Annotated in this window: 14 protein-coding genes; 6 read left to right on the plus strand and 8 right to left on the minus strand. The window is 70.8% G+C overall.

The window, feature by feature from the left end; translation table 11 throughout:
- Positions 1–62 precede the first annotated feature (62 nt).
- Positions 63–3,221 carry a GH92 family glycosyl hydrolase gene (locus tag ACT1U9_RS00360; protein ID WP_444536325.1) on the minus strand — a complete coding sequence of 1,053 codons (3,159 nt, stop codon included), beginning with the start codon at positions 3,219–3,221 and terminating at the stop codon, positions 63–65.
- A 322-nt stretch (positions 3,222–3,543) separates the two neighbouring features.
- On the opposite strand from ACT1U9_RS00360, the gene ACT1U9_RS00365 reads away from it, so the two are divergent.
- Positions 3,544–4,527, plus strand: coding sequence for a LacI family DNA-binding transcriptional regulator (locus ACT1U9_RS00365; RefSeq protein WP_444536326.1), 984 nt, complete (start codon positions 3,544–3,546; stop codon positions 4,525–4,527).
- Positions 4,528–4,549: 22 nt separating this feature from the next.
- Here the strand turns inward: ACT1U9_RS00365 and ACT1U9_RS00370 are convergent, their stop codons facing one another.
- On the minus strand, positions 4,550–4,816 hold the full coding sequence (locus tag ACT1U9_RS00370) for a hypothetical protein (RefSeq protein ID WP_444536327.1): 267 nt from the start codon (positions 4,814–4,816) through the stop codon (positions 4,550–4,552).
- 189 nt (positions 4,817–5,005) lie between these two features.
- Here ACT1U9_RS00370 and ACT1U9_RS00375 point away from each other — a divergent pair, with 189 nt between their 5' ends.
- Complete coding sequence (locus ACT1U9_RS00375) at positions 5,006–6,361, plus strand: M20/M25/M40 family metallo-hydrolase (protein WP_444536328.1); 1,356 nt, start codon at positions 5,006–5,008, stop codon at positions 6,359–6,361.
- Complete coding sequence (locus ACT1U9_RS00380) at positions 6,358–7,911, plus strand: YfcC family protein (RefSeq protein ID WP_444536329.1); 1,554 nt, start codon at positions 6,358–6,360, stop codon at positions 7,909–7,911. The genes ACT1U9_RS00375 and ACT1U9_RS00380 overlap by 4 nt, the downstream gene beginning before the upstream one ends.
- 16 nt (positions 7,912–7,927) lie before the next feature.
- Here the strand turns inward: ACT1U9_RS00380 and ACT1U9_RS00385 are convergent, their stop codons facing one another.
- The 5 genes from ACT1U9_RS00385 to ACT1U9_RS00405 all read right to left on the minus strand — a co-directional run bounded on the left by ACT1U9_RS00385 (position 7,928) and on the right by ACT1U9_RS00405 (position 14,799).
- The gene (locus ACT1U9_RS00385) at positions 7,928–8,329 is read right to left on the minus strand and encodes a hypothetical protein (RefSeq protein ID WP_444536330.1); all 402 of its coding nucleotides are present in this window, start codon (positions 8,327–8,329) and stop codon (positions 7,928–7,930) included.
- Positions 8,330–8,686: 357 nt separating this feature from the next.
- The gene (locus ACT1U9_RS00390) at positions 8,687–9,604 is read right to left on the minus strand and encodes a MurR/RpiR family transcriptional regulator (protein ID WP_444536331.1); all 918 of its coding nucleotides are present in this window, start codon (positions 9,602–9,604) and stop codon (positions 8,687–8,689) included.
- 147 nt (positions 9,605–9,751) lie between these two features.
- A complete protein-coding gene (locus ACT1U9_RS00395; RefSeq protein WP_444536332.1) occupies positions 9,752–11,158 on the minus strand; it encodes a class-II fumarase/aspartase family protein in 1,407 nt (468 codons plus the stop codon).
- Positions 11,155–13,122 carry an FAD/NAD(P)-binding protein gene (locus ACT1U9_RS00400; RefSeq protein WP_444536333.1) on the minus strand — a complete coding sequence of 656 codons (1,968 nt, stop codon included), beginning with the start codon at positions 13,120–13,122 and terminating at the stop codon, positions 11,155–11,157. The genes ACT1U9_RS00395 and ACT1U9_RS00400 overlap by 4 nt, the downstream gene beginning before the upstream one ends.
- 288 nt (positions 13,123–13,410) lie before the next feature.
- The gene (locus tag ACT1U9_RS00405; RefSeq protein ID WP_444536334.1) at positions 13,411–14,799 is read right to left on the minus strand and encodes an MFS transporter; all 1,389 of its coding nucleotides are present in this window, start codon (positions 14,797–14,799) and stop codon (positions 13,411–13,413) included.
- Positions 14,800–14,950: 151 nt separating this feature from the next.
- Between ACT1U9_RS00405 and ACT1U9_RS00410 the strand changes: the two genes are divergently transcribed.
- The 3 genes from ACT1U9_RS00410 to ACT1U9_RS00420 all read left to right on the plus strand — a co-directional run bounded on the left by ACT1U9_RS00410 (position 14,951) and on the right by ACT1U9_RS00420 (position 17,861).
- Entirely contained in the window at positions 14,951–15,835 is an 885-nt protein-coding gene (locus tag ACT1U9_RS00410) for a LysR family transcriptional regulator (RefSeq protein WP_444536335.1), read from the plus strand.
- A gap of 205 nt (positions 15,836–16,040) precedes the next feature.
- Positions 16,041–17,621, plus strand: a complete 1,581-nt coding sequence (locus ACT1U9_RS00415; RefSeq protein WP_444536336.1) for a sialidase family protein — start codon at positions 16,041–16,043, stop codon at positions 17,619–17,621.
- 81 nt (positions 17,622–17,702) lie between these two features.
- The gene (locus tag ACT1U9_RS00420; protein WP_444536337.1) at positions 17,703–17,861 is read left to right on the plus strand and encodes a hypothetical protein; all 159 of its coding nucleotides are present in this window, start codon (positions 17,703–17,705) and stop codon (positions 17,859–17,861) included.
- A gap of 52 nt (positions 17,862–17,913) precedes the next feature.
- Here the strand turns inward: ACT1U9_RS00420 and ACT1U9_RS00425 are convergent, their stop codons facing one another.
- Positions 17,914–19,977: a glycoside hydrolase gene (locus ACT1U9_RS00425; protein WP_444536338.1), complete on the minus strand. Its 2,064-nt coding sequence runs from the start codon at positions 19,975–19,977 to the stop codon at positions 17,914–17,916.
- Positions 19,978–20,008 lie beyond the last annotated feature (31 nt).

The raw sequence follows: 20,008 nt of genomic DNA on the forward strand, positions 1-20,008 counted from the left end.
GGGCCACACCCGCCGGGGCACGCTCGTGTATGCCGTGAGCATGGCATACCGGTCGCGGTGGGTCAGGTGCCGTAGGCCTCCAACTCGTATATCCGGGCCGCCTGGTCGGTGGTCTGGGTGGGTGTGATCACCGAGAGCCGTACATAGCGGGCCGAAACGGCGACCGGGCTGGTGGTGGAGTCGGCGGTGTTGCCGCGCACCTGTGCCACCGTCGTCCAGGTGCTGCCGTCGGTGGAGACACCCAGGTCGAAGTCCTTGGTGTCAAAAGCCGCGCTCTCGCCGCCCGCGCCCGCGTGGCGGACGGTGAGCGAGCTGAGTTGATGTGTCGCGCCCAGGTCCACCTGGAGGGTCTTGGTGCCGGGCGCCAACGAGCACCACTTGTCGCTGTTGCCGCCGCTCACACTGCCGTTGACCGCCTTGTCGGGGGTCTCCGAGGAGTTGCACGGAGTGGAACCGGTGGCCGGTTGCCCCAGGGCTAAGTTGCTGCTGCCTCCCCCGTACACCTCCAACTCATAGATACGCGCGGCGCTGCTGGACGTGTTGGCCGGGCTGGAGATCAGCAACCGTACGTAACGGGCCGTGCGGGCCGAGACGGGGTGGTACGTCCGGCTGGAGCGCGATCCGGTGACGGTGGCCGCCGTGGTCCAGGAGGACCCGTCGGTACTCGTCTGGATCTGGAAGGCACCGGTGTTCCAACCCGTGTTCTCACCGCCGAGCCCGGCGTGTTTGACGACGAACGACGACACCGTACGGGCGGAGCCGAGGTCGACCTGGAGCGTGGGGGTGGCCGCGGCCGAGCACCACTTGCTGTTGTTCATCAACGACCCGTCCACCGCCTTGTCGGCGCTCTCCGCCGTCGCGCAGGTGGCGGTCCCGGTCGCCGTCCTGCCCTGGGCGAGGTTGGGGCCGAGTTCGGGCGCGGCGGGCACCGGGGTGCCGCCGTCCTGGAACGAGGGCGGTACGTCGTTGGACCCGGTGCCCCAGGTCGCGCTGGGTGCGGCGCCCATGGTGTACGTGAGGGTCGCGCCCCCGGCGACGTCCGGGTACCGCAGGTAGTTGTGCGTGGTCGCCGTTCCGTTGACGTCGAGCGCCTGCACATACGGGCCGGACCCGGAGGTGTTGATGGTGATGTTCCCGGCCGCGCGCTGGATCAGGACGGACGGGAACTGCGGCCCGTGCAGGGCGAGCGTGTCCGCGCCGGGCGTCGCCGGATACATCCCCAGGGCCGCCCATACGTACCAGGCCGAGGTGGCGCCGAGGTCGTCGTTGCCGGGCAGCCCGCCGGCGCCGGTGGTGAAGGAGTCGGCCATCACCTTGCGTACCGCGTCCGAGGCACCGGCGGGGTGGCGCGCGTAGTTGTAGGCCCATGGCACACCGTGCTCGGGCTCATTCCCTATGTAGTAATACGGCCTGCTCTGCCCGGCGTTGACCTCGGTGAAGTGGTGGTCGAGGCGCTGGACGGCGGTCTGGCGGCCGCCCATCGAGTTGATCAGGTCGGCGAAGTCGTACGGAACCATCCAGGTGTACTGGGAGGCGTTGCCCTCGGTGAAGGTCGACTGGCTAGCCGGGTCGAGCGGCCAGGTCCAGGAGCCGTCGCTCCTGTGCTGCTGGACGTACGACGACTCGGAGTTGAAGGTGTTGCGCCACCACTGCGCCCGGCTCATATGCGTGCCGTAACTGGCGGTGTTCCCGAGCGCCTTGGCGAACTGGGCCACCGCGAAGTCGGACGCGGAGTATTCGAGGGAGTCGGAGGGGTCGTCGAGGTAGTGCAGGCTGGTGTACGTCGACTGACGGCCGCGGATCGCGCTGCCCTGTGCGGTGCCGCCGTTGGACGACTTCTCCATCAGGGACAGCGCGGCCGAGGTGTCGAAGTCGCGGGCGCCGAACGCGTACAGGCTGCCGACGATGATCGGGCCCGGGTCGCCCGTCATGACGAGGTCCTCGTTGGTCTGCTGCGACCACTTCGGCAGCAGACCGCCCTGCTGCCCGTCCAGGACCATCGACTTGGCGATGTCGCTCGCCTCGGTGGGCGCGATCAGGGCGACCAGCGCGGCCCAGGAGCGGTAGATGTCCCAGCCGGAGTAGTTCTGGTAGACGGGGTGGGACGAGTTGTGGACGGCGTTGTCGAAGCCCCGGTAGTCGCCGTTCACATCGCTGGAGACGTTGGGGCTCTGCAGGACGTGGTAGAGCGCGGTGTAGAACTTCTGCCGGTCGGTGTCGCTGCCGCCGGAGACCTGGAGTTTGTTGAGCATCCGGTTCCAGGAGTCGTCGGCCGCCGTGCGGACCGCGCCGAAGTCCCAGCCGTTGTTCTCCGCCGTCACATTGGCCTGCGCGCCCGCGACACTGACGTACGACAGACCCACCTTGAACTGGACGGAGGCGTTGCTCGTCGTGTCGAAGGTGACGTACGCGCCGGTGTTCGTGCCCGACGCGTTCGCCGAGCCGTCGGTGACACTGCCGCCCGACCAGGTGCCGAAGCCGGTGGGCGCCCGGTCGAAGCGCACGTCGAAGTAGATCTGATACGTCTTGGCCGAGCCGCAGAAGCCGCCGGCGGTCACGCTTCCGGTGAGCTCGTTGCCGCTGATGTGGACCGTGCCGGCGCGGTTGCCCGTCGCGCTGCGGCCCGTGTTGATCAGCAGCCGGGACGAGGTCGAGGCCGGGTAGGTCAGCTTGCCCATGCCGGTACGGGTGGTGGCGGACAGCTCGACGTCGGTGGAGTACCGGTCCAGGCGCGTCTTGTAATAGCCGGGCTTGGCCACTTCGTCGGCCTTGGTGTACCCGGACGCGTAGCTCGTCCAGTTGGTGCCGGGCGAGCCGCCGAGCGCGCCGGTGACCGGCAGCAGCGGCAGGTCCTCGTTGTTGGCACAGCCCGCGCCGTCGAAGTGGGTGAGGCTGAAGTCCTCGACGGAGGTGTCCTTGTAGCGGTAGCCGGACGGCGAGGCGGTCGGGGTGTCGGGGCTGAACTGCACGCCGCCGAACGGGACCACGGCGCCGGGGTAGGTACTGCCTCCGGCGCCCCCGGGCACGGGGTTGGGCGCGTTGCTGTCGTCGGTTCCGATGTACGGGTCGACGTACTGGGTCAGGGGAAGCGCCCCTGCCGCGTGGCCGGGTGTCGCGGCGAGGCCGACGAGTGCGGAGGCGGACAGGGCGAGGGCGCTCAGCGCGCCCAGATATCGGGATCGGAGGACCGGTCTTGAGAGCACCGGTCTTGCGGGGTGCACGGAACGGAGCATGAGGGGGACCACCTTCTCGCGGAGGACCGCTCGCCGTCCGGCGGGGGGCCTCGGGGACGGGTGATGCTCGGAGTGCGTGTGAACGTTACCAATCAACTCGGGATTGTTGAGGTGTCCCTGACCGCCCGTCAAGAGCGCGTACCGGATTCGGGACCGCCGACCTCTCGCACGCTCCGCCCTCATCTGCAAAAATGACCAAAACATCGGTGCTCAACTATTTTTGACGCTTCATCAGATTCCATCGGTGCCGCACAGCACTCCGCCGGGAACGTTAGCAAGCTGTACACCGGATCCGACGACGAGGAGGCCCGTGAAGCGCCCGACGATGAAGGACGTGGCCCGCGCGGCGGGGGTCAGCACCATGACCGTCTCGCGCGCGGTGTCGGGCGAACCCGGTGTCTCCCCGGACACGGCGGCCCGAGTGGAGCAGGCCGTACGGCAGTTGGGCTACCAGCGCAACGACAACGCCCGCAATCTACGGCGCAAGAACCTCGGGACGTCCACCATCGGGCTCGTGGTTGACGACCTCGCCAACCCGTTCTACGCGCTGATGGCCCGCTCGGTGGAGGACGAGGCGCATCGGCGCGGCTATCTCGTCCTCGTCGGCAGCACCAACGACGAACCGCGCCGCGAGCGCGAGGTGATCGGCGCGTTCACGGCCCGTCAGGTGGACGGCCTCATCCTCGTCCCCACCATCGGCGGCCACGGCTTCCTCAAGCAGCCGATGGAGGGCGGGACGCAGGTCGTCTGCGTGGACCGGCCCGCCAAGGGCCTGGCCGTGGACACCGTCACCGTCGACAACCGCGCCGGCGCCGAGCGGGCCGTACGCCATCTGCTCGGCCAGGGCCACACCCGTATCGCCTATCTCGGCGACCGGTTCGGCATCTGGACGCAGCGCGAGCGCCACGCGGGCTATCTCGACGCGCTCGCCGCCCACGGCGTGCCGGAGGACCCCGCGCTCGTCCGGCACGAGCTGCGCTCCCGGGCGGACGCGGCCGTCGCCCTAGCCGAACTGCGGGCTCTGTCCCGGCCACCCACCGCCCTGTTCACCACCAACGACGTGATCACCATGGGGGTGATGAACGGCCTTGGACGGCGCGACCCCGTCGCCGTCGTCTGCTTCGACGACTTCCCGCTCGCCGATCGCCTCAGCCCGCCGCTGAGCGTGGTCAGCCAGGACCCGGTCGCGCTCGGCACCACGGCCGCCAACCTGCTGTTCGCCCGGATCGACGGCGACCGCTCGGCCCCCCGGTCTGTGGTCCTGCTGACGCGGCTGATCGTGCGGGGCGCGTGATCCGGGACTTCCCACCGGGAGGTCAGGGCGTGTCGCCGGACCAGTCCCAGTGCTCCGGGTCGCCCGGGCGCGGCCCGTACCAGGCGTGGCCGCCCGGGCCGTGCGAGCCGATCTCGGTGGCGAGGGCCGCGCCGTCCCGCAGCCACTCCTCGCTCCACCCGGTGACGTCGAGCAGCAACCCGTCCAGCGGACCGGCCACCAGCTCCCGGTAGAGGTGGCCAGGCCGGGGCCCGGGGTCGGGGTCGTCGTGGTCCGCGCCGTAGACCCGGCGCCGTATCAGCTCGTCCATACCCGCAAGCGTGCCAGCCGCCACTGACATCGCCGGTGCGCCAGGGGGTCCGCGACCGGACGGGTGACCCGGGTGCACCACCCGGAGTGCGCCGCCGCGCCAGATCGAGAATCGTGGTGCCGACGACATTCGACCATGTCGACATGTGTATGAGGCGCGTCGGCAGAACGGCAGTCAGGGCGGCGTGCGATGGAGCTGGAAACCCGAGTCGACTCGCTGATGGACGGGCTCCGCGCGGACCTGGAACGCCTGGCCGCGATCCCCTCGATCGCCTTCCCGGGCTTTCCGCCCGAACCCGTGGAGCAGGCCCACGACCTGGTCGTGGAGCTGCTGCGGGGCGCCGGTGTGCCCACGGTCGAGCGGCTCGATCTGCCCGGCACCGCACCGGTCGTGTACGGCGAGATCCCGCCGCCCGACCCGTCCGCGCCCACCGTCCTGCTCTACGGCCACTACGACGTCCAGCCACCCGGCGACGCGGCGCTGTGGCTCTCGCCGCCGTTCGAGCCGACGCCGGTCGAGGGCGGGCTGCGGGCGCGGGGCATCGCGGACGACAAGTCCAACGTCATCGCCCACCTCGGCATGCTGCGGGCGTACGACGGGCGGCCGCCGGTCGGCGTCAAGATCGTCATCGAGGGGCAGGAGGAGTACGGCAGCCCCTTCGACGCATATCCGCCGACCGATCCCGAGCGGTTCGCCTGCGACGCGATGGTCATCGCCGACCTCGGCAACCTCCGCCCCGGCACCCCGACCCTGACCACGGGGCTGCGCGGCGCCGCCGAAGTGACCGTCGAGGTCCGTACGCTCGAAGAGCCGCGCCACAGCGGCGAGTTCGGCGGCGCGGCGCCCGACGCGCTGCTCGCCCTGGTGAAGGTCCTGGCCACCCTGCACGACGTACACGGCGATGTGGCCGTGGAGGGACTGCTCCGGGAGTCCTGGACGGGGACGGCGTACCGGGAGGACGAGTTCCGCTCGCTCGCGGGTGTCCTCGACGGGGTGCCGCTCATCGGCTCGGGATCGCTGGGCGAGCGGCTGTGGAGCGGGCCCGCGATCACCGTGATCGGCCTGGACGCCCCGAGCGTCGAGCACGCGGCCTCGGCCGTGGTCCCGTACGCCAGAGCCAAGCTGAACCTGCGCTTCCATCCGCTCCAGAGCCCGAAGGAGGCGCAGCTCAGGCTGGTCGAGCATCTGCGGGCGCTGCGGCCCTTCGGCATCACGCTGACGGTGACACCCGGCGACACCGGTCCCGGCTTCGAGGCGGAAACCGGCGGGCCCGCCTATCGCGCCGCGCTCACCGCGCTCAAGGAGGCCTGGGGCGAGGAGGCTTCGTATGTGGCGACCGGCGGTTCGATTCCGCTGGTCAACGGTCTTGCCAAGGCCGCGCCCGGGGCCGAGGTGCTGCTGTTCGGCGCCCAGGACAGCATGTGCAACCTGCACGCGCCCAATGAGAGGGTCCTCTTCTCCGAGCTGCGCAACACGGTGATCGCCATGGCCGCCTTCGTCCGTGAGTACGCGGCCGACTTCCGCGCCGAGGGCGGCCGCAAGTGAGCGACGCAGGCGACACGCGGCCGGCCGCCGAGGCGGAGGAGCCGGAGCAGGAGCCGCCGCACAAGGCAGGGTTCGCCTTTCCCAGCGCCCTCACCGTCCTCGCGATCGTCACGGTCGCGGTGTGGGCGCTCGCCTTCCTCATCCCGTCCGGGCAGTACGAACGCAATGACAAGGGCGCGCCCGTCCAGGGCACCTACCACCGTGTCGCATCGGCCCAGAGCTTCGTCGACCGCCTCAACGACCTGTTTCTTGCACCGGTCAATGGTCTTTACGGCGTAAAGGACGCCACCAGCGGTCAGGTCGGCCCCGATCTGAGCGGCGCGCTCTACGGCAGCGCCGGGGTGTTCCTCTTCGTGCTCGCCATCGGCGCGTTCATCACCGTCGTCTTCGCCACCGGCGCGCTCGACCGGGGCATCTCGCGGCTCGCCCACCGGCTGCGCGAGCGCGGTGCGCTGCTCATCGCGGGGGTGATGCTCGTCTTCTCCATCCTCGGCACCGTCGAGGGCTTCGCCGAGGAGACGCTCGGGTTCTACGGGCTGCTGGTCCCGATGATGCTCGCGCTCGGCTACGACCGGATGGTGGCGGTCGGCACGGCGATCCTGGGGGCGGGGGTCGGGGTGCTGTGTTCCACCGTCAACCCGTTCGCGACGGGCGTCGCCTCGTCGGCGGCCGACATCTCGCTGGGCGACGGCATCGTGCTGCGGTTCGTGATGTGGCTGGTGCTGACCGCGGTCACCATCGCATACGTGGTGCGGTACGCGCGGCGCGTACAGAAGGATCCCGAGCGTTCCGTCAGCGGGTTCCTGCCCGGCGACCGGGAACGGACCGCGACGGACGAGGACGCGGAAGAGGCACCCGAACTCACCGGCACGCACAAGGCCGTCCTCGCTCTGCTCGGGCTGGTCTTCGCCTTCATGATCTTCTCGGTGGTGCCGTGGTCGAGCGCGCTCACCGGCAAGGCCGACGCGAAGCCGTACTCCTTCGAACTCGGCTGGTCCTTCCCGCAGTTGGCGGCGCTGTTCCTGTGCGCGGCCGTACTCGTGGGCGTGGTGGCGCGCCTGGGCGAGCAGAAGCTCAGCTCCACGATCATTCAGGGCGCCGGGGACTTCATCTCCCCCGCGCTCGTCATCATGCTGGCCCGGGGCGTCACCGTGATCATGAACAACTCGAAGATCACGGACACGGTGCTGCACTCCATCGAGGGCGTCGTGAAAGGGACTTCGTCCGGCGTCTTCGCGGTCATCGTGTTCCTGGTGAACCTGCCGCTCGCCTTCCTCATCCCCTCCACCTCCGGCCACGCCACCCTCGCGATGCCGATCCTCGCTCCGCTCGCCGACTTCGCGAACGTCTCGCGCGCGGTGGTGGTCACGGCATGGCAGGCGGCCAGCGGCTGGATGAACCTGTGGGTGCCGACGACGGCCGTGACCATCGGCGGTGTCGCCCTCGCCAAGGTCGGCTACGACAAGTACCTGCGCTTCGTCTGGCCGCTGCTGGCCGTACTGCTCGTGCTGATCTGCGGCTTCGTGGCACTGGGGGCGGCGCTGACCTGAGCCGGGCGGTCGCGGGTCAGAACCTGCGGTGGGTGGCGCTGTCGCCCACGAGCGCGTCGGTGACGAGGCGGACGCCCCGGGCCAGCCGGCCCAGCTGCTCCAGCTCCGTCGCGTACATCCGGATCGTGTTCTCGATGACGGCCTCGGCGACGCCCATCGGCGGCAGCTCGGCGCGGCTGGTCTGGAGCGCCACCCGCACCGCGCGGATCTCGTGCGTGAGCTGGAGCTGGGCGTGCCGGGCGAGGAGTACGTGGTGGCGGGTCAGCGGGGAGTATCCGGCGTAGCGGGCCGGGAGGAGGTCCCGCAGCCAGCGGGTCGCCGTGCGTTCCCAGTCACGGGTCCCGGGTGCCTTGACCTGACAGGGCCAGTCCGGACTGAGTTCCGGGCTGAGGGTGGTGATACGGGCCGTGTAGGACATTCTCGTCGCTTCCGAATGATGTCGAAAAAAACGTTGATCGAGAGGGGTGGGCGGCCTCGGCCTAGGGGTAAACCGAGGCCGCCATGGCGGGCCCTGCCGGATCCGCAAGCCCGGAGCGGACTCCGCGACTGACGTGAGGAGGGGGTCGTCAGGCGGGGTGTGCGTTCCAGGAGTGCGTGGGGTCGCTCTCCTTGGCGTGTGAGGGATCCGTGAGCACCACGGCCTCAGTAAACATATATACCGTCGAGTAAACAAGGGTATGAAAAAATTCATGCGCCTTGGAAGTGTGAAGATCCGAAGGAAACGGCTGGGGAAAATGGGACCTATACGGGCCCGGAGGGATGAATCCGCAGGCGTCTAGAGGAAGAATCCATGCTGGTCGGCGGCCTGCTCATAGCCCTCCAGACGCGCCTGGGTGCGCTCGGGATCGGCGTCGGCCATCGCTTGCAGCAGGCCCGCCGCGAGGACGCCCGGCGCCGCGTACGAGTCGAAGATCAGCCGTGAGCCCGTGCCCGCCGTCAGCGCCACGTCCGCCTCGTCCACCAGCGGGCCGAGCGTGGTGTCGGTGATCAGCGCGATGCGCAGCCCCGCGCTGCGGGCCGCCCGCATCGCGGCCAGTGTCTCCTTGGCGTGCCGGGGCATCGCGAACGCCAGCACCCATGTGCCGCCCGCCGACCGGGACTGCAGCAGGGCGTCGTAGGCGACGCTGCCGCCCCGGGTCACCAGGCGCACATCGGGGTGGATGCGCCGGGCCGCGTACGCGAAGTACTCCGCGAGCGAGACCGAGATCCGCAGGCCGAGGACGGTCAGCGGCACCGAGCGGGCCAGCGCGCGGCCGATCTCCAGCATCTGGTCGGTGTCGGCGAGCAGCCGGCGCACGTTCTCCAGGTTCTCGATCTCGGCGTCCACCGCCGCCTGGAGCTCGTTGTGCCGCATCTCCTCACGGCTCTCCGGGGACCCGGCGACCGCGCTCAGGGCGATCGGCTGGAGTGCGTCGCGCAGAGCGGGGAAGCCGCTGAAGCCGAGGGACGCGGCGAAGCGGGTGACGGACGGCTGGCTCACCCCGACCCGCTCGGCGAGCTCGGTGATCGACAGGAACGCGGCCTCGGTGAGGTGGTCGATCAGGTACTGGGCGATACGGCGCTGGCCCGGGGAGAGCTGGTGGCCGCCGAACAGGGCGCGGACCCGGTCGGCCGGGGCGCGCTCGTTGGACGCGGGCTGCCCGCTGGGCGTGATCGCGGCCGCCTGCGCTCGCGCCTTCTGCCCCGATGACACCGGCGGGCCTCCTTCTCGTGCCTCGCGCCTTCACAACGTGCTCAAAACATAGCTCACCCTTCGGACAACCCGGATCTGATTCCACCACTGACCTGGTGGATCCCCCGGCGGGTGCGGCGCCGGGGTATCTCATACGTACGAGACGGCTCAGTGCGGCTTGCTCACCGCCCGGTCCACCAAGGCGCCCGCCGCGCCCGTGTAGTTGGCCGGGTCGCACAGCTCGGCCAGTTCGGCGGCGGTGAAGTGGCTGCGCAGTTCCGCTGACTCGGCCAGTATCTCGCCTAGTGGACGCCCTGATTCCTGCGCGGTGTGCGAGGCTCGCGTCAGCGCCTGCTTGGCCTCGGCCTTGCCGAGCCTCGGGGCCAGTACGGCGGCGATCCGCTCGGAGACGATCTGGCCGCCGGTCAGGGCGAGGTTCGCGGTCATGCGCTCCGGCCGCGCTTCGAGCCCTTCGGCGAACTCGACCAAGGTGTACGTGGCACCCCCCGTCAGCCGCAGGCACTCGCGCAGCAGTTGCCACTCGGCGTGCCAGGCGCCGGCCGAGCGCTCGTCCTCGGCGAGCAGACACTGGGTGACACCGGCGGCGAGGACCGGGACCTGGAGTGCGGCGCTGCGCAGCAGCGTGGCCAGGACCGGGTTGCGCTTGTGGGGCATGGCCGAGGAACTGCCGCGCCCGGTCACGGCGGGCTCCGCCACCTCCCCCACCTCGGTGCGCGTCAGCGACTGCACATCCACCGCGATCTTCCCGAGGGCGCCGGCCGTGAAGGCGAGGGCGGCCGCGAGATCGGCGAGCGGGGTGCGCAGGGTGTGCCAGGGAAGCTCGGTGGAGGCCAGACCGGTCTCCTCGGCGAAGGTGTCGGTGAGCCGTGCCACGTAGTCGGCCGCGTCCAGGGGGCCCTCGCCATCGAGCCGCGCGTACTCCAGATATCCGGCGAGCGTGCCGGCCGCCCCACCGAGGGAGACGGGCAGTCCGCCGTCCAGTACACGCGCGAGGCGCTGGTCGGCGTCGAGCAGGAGCCTGCGCCAGCCGGCCGCCTTCAGGCCGAACGTGGTGGGGACCGCCTGGAGGGCGAGGGTGCGGCCGGCCATGGTGGTGTCGCGGTGCGCCGCGGCGAGGGCGGCCAGCGCCTCGGCGGACCTGCCGAGGTCGGCGCGCATCAGCCGAAGGGCACGCTGGGCGACGAGCATCGCGCCGGTGTCGAAGATGTCCTGGCTGGTGGAGCCGCGGTGCACATAGTTGGCGGCGTCCGGGTCCACGGCCGCGACCCGGCGGCTGAACGCCTGCACCAGGCCCACCACCGGGTTGGCCGTCTCCCGTGCCGCCAGGGCGAGTTCCCGCAGATCCAGGTGGTCGGCACGGGCTTCGGCGCTGATCACCTCCGCGACTTTCCGGGGCAGGGTGCCGAGCCGCGCCTGCGTCCTGGCGAGGGCGGCCTCCGCGTCGAGCATCGCCTGGAGCCAGGCCGCGTCGCCGACGACCTCCTCCACGGGGGTGCCCGCCCGGACCGGCGAGAGCAACCCCGAGTCGATCAGGCTGTTCTGACCACTCGTCATACGAGAGCTCCTTGCAGCGCGTCCGAAGCGGCGACGGTCGTCTCGGGGCAGGGTGTGAGGGCGAGGACCGCGCGGGCGATGGCGTCCGAGTCCGCCAGGGTCACCGAGTCGACACCGGGCCGGATTCCGGCGGCGGTCACCCAGTGCACCGCCTCCGTGGGCACGCCGTACGCGAACCGCCGGGGGTGCGCGCGGCCGTGTGCGTCGCGGATCCGGTACGGGCGCTCGGCGACGGCCAGTCCACCGGTCTCGTAGTCGCCCTTGTCCCGGTTGGGCACACGGTGGTTGACGGCCTGCCCGGTGGCGACCAGGTGCTGGAGCAGCGGGTCGGCGGCGCGCCGCAGGTCCGGCTCCGGCAGCCGCGCCTCGATCAGCACACGGGCGCGCACCGAGGGTCCCGGCACGGTACGCGAATAGGCGACGAAGGACGGGGCGGCTGTGTCGATACGTATCTCGGTCCCGGGACCGGTCAGTTCGAGCACACCGGCCTCGATCAGCGCGATCATCTCCTCGATACGGGAGGTGGGCGGGCCGATGGAGAGGAAGGCGTTCAACGGGGTGTACCAGGTGTCGAGTTCATCGCGGTGCGAGTCGCCTTCGAGGCCGTTGTGGTCGACGGCGAGCCGTATCTCGTTGCGCAGATCGCGCAGCACGTCGAGGGCGGCCTTGAGCGGACCGGTGAGGTTGCCGTGCTTCGCCTCACGCACGTCCTCGCGGAGATAGTCGAGCAGCCAGGCACGGAAGGCGTCCCGGTCGGGGAAGTCGTGTCCGTCGTACGGTCGGGAGAGCCGTTCCCAGCTCCACCGCGCCGAGCGGGGTATGTCCACCGCGTCCAGCAGCACGTTCCGCTCGTCTTTGAAGGCGCAGGCCAGGAAGCGGTCCACGAAGCTCTCGCGCTCCGCGGCTCTGCCGTGGGCGGCGAGCCAGGCGCCGTAGTAGACGCTCTCCACTTCGCGGGTGATCAGCGGCCACAACTCGGTCCCGAAGACGATCCGTTCACCGGCTTCGGCGCGTCGGCGCAGTCCGGCGACGTGCTCGACGGTGAGCAGCCGGGGGTAGTACCGCTCCGAGGCGCCCTTCTCGTTCTCGCCCCGGGCGTGGTACGGAATGCCCCGGCGGGAGGTCGCGTACAACTTCGGTTCCTGGCCCGAGGGCTGGTAGACGAGGCGGCCGTCGACGCGCTCGTAGGAGCCGCCGCGTCCCTGGGTCAGGAGCGTCATGTGGTCGAAGAAGTTGAGGCCGAGTCCGCGTAGGAGAACGGGCTCGCCCGCCTGGACGGTGCTCAGGTCGAGGTCCGCCGGGTTCGCGGGCTGGAGGTACGCGAGGCCGTGGACCCGGGCGAGGCTGGCGGTCGTCTGCTCGCGGGCGGTCGGCCGCACCGGCACATGCCCCTGGGCCAGCACCACCGCGTCAAGGCCGCTGAGCCAGGTGCCGTCCGCCAGGCACACCGCCTGCTCGCCGTCGGCCAGGCCGTGGCTGTCGGCCAGGGCGACGGCGCGCGAGCGGTGGACCTCGACGGTGACATGGGCGGGGGCACGCCGTACGACCTGCTGGAACATCGCGGACAGATAGCTGCCGTAGAAGGCGCGGCTCGGGTAGGTGTTGGGCCCGAGGTCCCGTGCCTCCGCGAGCGTCTGCTCGTCCTGCCCGGCGCGGGCGCCCGCCGCGACCAGTCCCCGCGCCCACTCCTCCAGGCTGGGTCCGGGCTCCACGGGGCCGTCGATCTGCGAGCTGGCGTCGGTGTGGACCGTGATCTGGGACGCCACCGTGTTCATCAGCAGCAGACGGGACTGGTCGGTGCGCCACACCGCGCCCGCGCCCGGTTCGCACGGCTCGACGACGTGGACGGTCACGGCGGAGTGCGATGGCTCGGCCCGCTCGTTGGCGCACAGTCGCTCAAGAACCGAGAGCCCGCGGGGGCCGGCTCCGACGATGCACAGCGTCCTCGTATCGCCACTCCTCATGCCAACACACTCCTGTCTCCCGACCCGGGGACTCCGCGACGGTTCGCTGGGCGTTCGCCCGCCGCGCACTGGTTTTCCGGGGCCGACGGGGGCCTGAAGATAACGCCGGGCAGCGCTCTGACCTCAAGGGCAGCCGGTCAACTGCGGCATTCTCACAGTCGAGTTCGGCCGCCTGTGAGGTTGTGGACAGGAGGAATGCGGGGCGGTGCGGTGAGCTACCTCACGGCGCGGTTGCCCACCGTGTGAGGTGGTCCGCCCGGGTACGGATACCCACCCGGGCGCGCTTGTTCACCCCCGGCCGCGGCTGTTCACCCGGAGGACAAGCACCGCCGCCAGTGCGCACACTCCGGCGGGGATCAGCATGGCGACAGCAGCGGTGTGGCCCCGGCCGCCCGTGTCCACGCCGACGAACGCGCCGAGCACGGCGATCCCGAGCGTCGCCCCGACCTGCCGGGCCGCGTTCAGCAGCCCGCCCGCCGCGCCCGCGCTGCCTTCGGGAGCCGTGGCGACGACGGCGGTGATCAGCGCGGGCAGCGCGAACGAGACACCGAATCCGGCGCACACCAGCCCCACCGCGAGCACCGGATACGACATCCCGTCCAGGGCCGAGGCACCGAAGAGCAGATTGCCGACGACCAGCAGGGCGAGACCACCCAACGCAGGCCGCCACGGCCCGACCTTCGCGACGAGCCGCCCGGTCAGCAGCGGGTTGAAGCCGGGCGGCAGCGTCATCGGCAGGAACGCCGCGCCGAGCAGCGTCGGCGACAGATGCAGCGTCTGCCGCAGCAGCAGGGGCAGGACGAAGAACGCGCCCAGCATCGCGAAGTTCACCGCCGCACCGGCCAGCAGCACCGTCCGCATCCCGCGTGCCCGCACCACCGCCGGCTGGAGCACGGGAGCGGTGCTGCGCCGCTCGCGCAGCACGAACGCGGTCCCGGCCACCAGCGCCCCGGCCGCCGACCCGCCCGTATGGGCACAGTCGCCGGAGCCGAGCGCGATCAGCGCGTCGGTGAAGAGCGCGAGCGCCGCGCACGCGGCGAGCTGGGCCCACCAGTCGATACGCCGCTCGCCGCGCGGGCAGTGCACATCCTTTCCGGCCACGAGCGCCAACACGGCCACCGCGAGCGGCACATTGACCCAGAACACGGCCCGCCAGCCCGACAGATCGACCAGCACGCCGCCGACGAGCGGCCCGAACGCCATGGCGCAGCCGCTCACCGCCGACCACACCGCGATCGCCTTGGCCCGCTCGGCGGGGACCGGGTAGAGCCGGGTGATCAGCGCCATGCTCGCGGGCACACAGGCCGCGGCGGCGACGCCGAGCACGGCACGCAGCAGGATCAGCGTCCCCAGATTCGGCGCCAGCGCGCTCAGCAGCGAGCCCGCCCCGAAGGCGGCGATGCCGAACCGGAACACGCGGTGCGCCCCGAACCGGTCGGCGGCAGCGCCCGCCGAGAGCAGTACGGCCCCGAAGGCCACGCTGTAACCGGTGACGACCCATTGCAGACCGGCCGTCGAGCTTCCCAGTGACCGGGCGAGATCCGGTTCGGCCACGGAGAGAACGGTGGTGTCGAGCAGGACCATGAAATAGCCGAGAGCGATGCCGAGGAGGGCACGGGGGCGTCTTGAACTGGCTTGCGCAGTAGGTGAGTTGGGTGCGAGGGCGGTAGCGGACATCAGGACATCTCCGAATGGCGGGTGGTGTGTGTCGCCCACTGTCCGGCCCGGGCGTGAACCGCTCCACCGCCCCCGCCGCACACCCCGTTCGGAATTTCCGAACGCACCGTACGCTTGACTCCCGCAGAGCCGGACCGACCCTGGGGGACCCGTGGAACTGAGGCAGTTGCGTACCTTCGAGGCGGTCGTGGCCCATCACACCGTCACGGACGCCGCCGTGGCGCTCGGCCTCGCGCCGTCGTCCGTCTCGGAGCAGATACGCACCCTGGAGAAGTCCCTCGGCGTCCCCCTCTTCGACCGGGCACCACGCGGAATGACGCTCACGGCGGCGGGCAGTCGTCTGCTGCTCTGGTCGCGGCGCCTGCTCGACCAGGCCGAGCAGGCGCGGCGCGAGGTCGTCGACGCACGTCCCCGGCTGCGGCTCGGCGCGCTGGAGACCATCGCGGCCACACATGTGCCCGCCGTCCTGGCCCGCCTCGCCGAACGCCGCCCCGAGCTGGACATCTCGTTGCACACCGACAGCGCACGCGATGGTCTCCTCAACTCCGTCGCCACCGGAGAGCTGGAGGCGGTGATGATCCTGGACACCTCGGGCCCGCTGGGCGAGCTCGGCTTCAACCTGCCGCCGGTCCCGCTGGACTTCGTCGATCTGGAGGACGTCCCGCTCGCCCTCGTCGCGGCACCGGCCCATCCGCTCGCCATGGAGAACGCGCTCACCCGGGACGATCTGCGCGGCCAGCGACTCCTGGTCAACGCCCCCGCCTGCAGTTTCCGGCTCGCCGGGGAGCGGCTGCTCGGGCCGGACGTCGAGCGGATCCGCACCGGCGGGGTGGCCGTCGCCCGGGCGTGTGCGGAGCGCGGTCTGGGCATGGCGCTGCTGCCCGAGTTCGCCGTACGGGACGAGCTGGACTCCGGCTCGCTGGTCCGGCTCCCGCTGGACTCCCCCGCGCTGCACCTGCATCTGCGGGTGGTCTGGCGCGCTGACCGGGAAGCCGTGCCGGGGCTGCGGGAGGTGCTGTACGCCGTCGCCGCATAAGCCCGACGGTGGGCGCGGAACGGTCAGGAGTTCGCCAAACTCCGGCCAAATCCCGCCAGTTCGCGGCAGGGCTCAATATGCTCACCCGCGCACGGAAATCGCGTAGCAGTCATGCGGCACAGTGACGAAACACCGCACCCGGCACAGCACAGCACCACCCAGGACAGTCACCAGGCACTACAGCCAAAGGACCATGGGGGGTCTCATGCGTGTACGTGTAACATCTTCGGTATGGCCCGCGAGAGCGTCGTTCTGGGCGGTCGCCTCGGCGGCGCTGACGCTTCTCGCTCCCTCGCTCGCCCAGGCGGCCGACCAGCCCGTACAGCTGGTCTCGCCCGGCGACCCGTACGCCGCCTGCAACATCTCCGGGGACGGCACCGGCACCAACTACCCCGCCGCCGAGGAGGAGCCGAACCTCTCGGCCAATCCGCGCGACGCGCACAACGTCATCGGGGCCTTCCAGCAGGACCGCTGGTCCAACGGCGGCTCGCGCGGGCTGACGTCGACGTACACCACGGACGGTGAGCACTTCACGACCGTGCCGCTGCCGTTCTCGCACTGCGCGCCCGGCGGGCTCGCGTACCAGCGCGCGTCCGACCCCTGGGTGAGCTTCGGGCCGGACGGCGTCGCGTACGCCAGCGGGCTGGTCTTCGACGCGACCACCGCCCGTAACGGAGTGGCCGCGACCACCTCGTACGACGGCGGGAAGAGCTGGCGCAACACCACCGAGCTCATCAAGGACACGGACGCGGCGTTCGTCGACGACAAGAACGCCGTGACCGCCGACCCGCTGCACCCCGGCACCGCCTACCAGGTGTGGGACCGCATCCAGCAGGTGCCGACCGGTCCGAACGCGATCTTCGACGGGCCCGCCTACATCTCCATCACCCGTGACGGCGGCCGCAGTTGGTCCACCGCCCGGCCCTTCGTCGACACGAGCGTCGTGCCCAATTCGCAGACGATCGGCAACGTCATCGTGGCCGACCCGCGCGACGGCACCCTCCACGACTTCTTCGAGTGGCAGACCTACTCGGACGTCAACGCCACCACGGCCACCGACATCCACTTCGCGGTGGTGCACTCGCACGACCAAGGGCGCACCTGGTCCAAGCCGGAGACGGTCGCCACCGACACCTCCGTCCCCGAGGTCGACCCCAACGCGCCCACCGACTCCACCAAGGCGCTGCGCGCCGGGTCCGGGCTGCCCAGCGCGGCGATCGATCCCCGGACCGGTGAGCTGTACATGGCGTACGAGGGGAGCGAGTTCACGGGCGGGAAGTTCGACGCCATCCAGCTGGTGCACTCGACCGACGGCGGGCACACGTGGTCCGGTCCGACGCGGATCAACCAGGCGCCGAACGCGCCCGCGTTCACCCCGGCCATCGCCGTGGACGGGCGGGGCACGGTCTCGCTCACGTACTACGACCTGCGCTTCCTGACGCCCGGCAACACCACGACCCTGCCCACGGCGGAGTGGCTGGTGTCGTTCCCGCGCGGCGGCGAGCAGTTCCCCTCCGAGCGGCGGATCAGCCGGGTCTTCGACTGGCTGCAGGCTCCGGTCGCGGGCTGGGGGCACTTCCTGGGCGACTACCAGGGGCTGGTCACCGACGGGCCCGGCGCCCTGCGTCCGCTCCTCGTGGAGGCCAATGACAACCAGCCGCTGAACTCCACGGACGCCTTCAGCGGCCTCCTGCACCCGGCGACCGCGCCGACCGCGCCGAGCCCGGCAGCCATCCCGCACACGGTCACCTCGACCCATACCGCCGCACACTCCACACGGCGCTAGCCCGCGTACCCGGCTGCCGGCCCTCCCCCCTAAAATCGTCCCGCCGGCGGCAGTCGCCGGCAGCCAGGAGGACAACGCGCGGTGAACAGCCATGGTGACGTACCGATCTATGCCCAGCTCATACGGGAACGGGGCGACGTCCCCGGCGACGTACGCCGGGAGGCCGAACACATCCAGCGCAGCCTGGAACGTGTGATCGCCCCGCCGCGCTCCAACCTTCCGTCGCCGATGTACCGCTGAGTCCGACATAACGGGCGCCGGCCTTCGCGTCCGACGCCCGCCGGTAGGTGTGTCAGCGTGCCGACTTCTGCGGGCCTGAGCCGATGACCTTCGCCGGGCACAGCAGGCGCGGCTTCTTGTCGTCCTTCAGCTTCGCGCTCACGCATCCGCCGGGCAGGCCGTCGTGGGCCTTCGTGCCGAAGTTCGCGGTAACGGTCAGCGCGCCCTTGCCGAAGACCGCGCGCTGCACGCTGCGGTCGCTGGTGAGCCAGGCGAAGGACGTGAGCTGCTCGGTGCCCGCCTTCTCGTGGAGCGGGGCGAAGTACTTCTGCAGGGCGGCGAGTTCAGGGCCGTACTGCTTGATCGTCGGGCCGTCGAGGACATAGTTCAGCGGCACGTTGTAGAGCATCGCGAGCAGCGCCCGGGCCGTCTTCTGCTGGGGCAGCTTGCCGAAGGACAGCTCCCAGCGTTCGACGTTGACGAGCGAGCCGTGCAGGGCGGTCTCGTACAGCGGGATGCGGTACTTCGGGTCGTACATCTCCTTGGCCAGGTCGGCGGGGAGGCCGACCGGCTTGAAGAAGGTCTTCGGCGCCTTTTCCGGGACGTAGCCGCCCCAGGTCTCCTTGTTGCGCTCCAGCATCCACAGCCCGCCCGCGACCGGGGTGGCCGAGCCGTGGTTGAAGTCCACGACTCCGTTCGCCCAGGAGACGGCGGCCTCCGAACCCAGGACGAGCCCGCCGTCCTGAAGGCGCTTCATCCGGGCGAGGCGGTTGGCCCGGTCCTGGGCCATCGTCATCTTGTGGCCCAGGGCGTAGTCGCGGAAGAGGTCGCCCGCCGAGTCCACGTCCAGGAAGTAGCTGTCGGAGCCGTTGGCCACCATCGCGCGGGTGCGGGCGGCGAGATACCCCTTGGTCGGCTCGGACTGCTCGAACGCCTGGGTGCTGAGGTAGCAGCCCCGGTTCCCGAAGCCGGTCTCCGGCTTGCCCTTGGCGTCGATCACGCAGTAGTCCGGGTAGACGGTGTCGGGCCACGCCGAGTTCGGGGAGTCGGCGGTGGCGCGGTCCTGGCCGTTGGCGAAGGAGTCGTACGGGCCGACGAGGTAGCCGTCCTTCTTCGCGGCGCTCACCGCGTCGGCGCCCATCGGGTCGTTGCCGGGATCGTAGCCGAGCCACATCCGGCTCACCCCCAGTCGCCGCAGCGCCTCTACGCCCTGCGGCTTGCGGGCGTCACCCCACAAATAGGCGTGGAAGGCGCCGAGCAGCTTGCCGGTGGCCGGGTTCTTCTTGATCTTCTCGCGCAGGCTGCCGAGTTCACCGTGCTCGGAGAGCCAGTCGCGGTAGTCGACGGCCGGGGCGACCGGGTTGCCGTCGGTGAGTTTGAACGTGACGGTGTACGAGCGGGTGTCCGCGCCGGCGTCGAAGGTGTGGGTGGCCGTGTTGCGCAGCCGACCGTGGTCGGAGACGAACCGCAGCGAGGTGCCGATGTCGGTGGGGACGAGATAGCTGGCGCCGTTCCGGCCGTACGTATAGCCCCACAGCGGCATGCTCAGCGCGCCGGAGCCGACATCGATCGGGTCGCCAGTCAGTCCACGGTCGGGCGCGTTCCAGAACGCGTCCGAGACGGGTATGTCCAGGCCCTCGCCGCGCGGGAGTTGGAGGTCCGAGGCCGACCGGTCCGCGCCGGTGACCGGCCAGCGCACCTCGCCGTCGCGCTGCGCCCGCATGCTGACCTTCAGCCGCCCGTGGTCGGAGACGGCGGTGACGGTCAGGCCCTTGTCGGGGTACGTCCAGCTGGCTCCCCCCTGGACGTCGGTGACGGGGCCCGGCTTGCCAAGGCCGGTGGCGGACGCGGCGGACAGCTCCAGGTCGCCACCGGATGCCGGATGCGCCCGTACGCCGAGCGAGGCGATGTCGACGACGGCCGTACCGCCCTCGACGGCGACGGTCAGCTTGCCGTCCCGGACCGAGTGGGCGGGGTCGGCGCCCGCCGGAGCCGAGGTGGCCTCGGCTCCGACGGCCGTGCTGCACCCCGTGATCGCGGTGAGGACCAGCAGGGCGGCGAACCCGCGTACGGCGGCGCGCCGTCGGGCACGGTGGTGGTCGTAATCGTGTTCGCGGAGTGCGGAGTTGGATGTCATGGGTCGTGGATAGTCGTGCGCTCTAAGAAGG

It is taken from the genome of Streptomyces sp. BR1 (genome assembly GCF_052373795.1).
Lineage (GTDB): Bacteria > Actinomycetota > Actinomycetes > Streptomycetales > Streptomycetaceae > Streptomyces.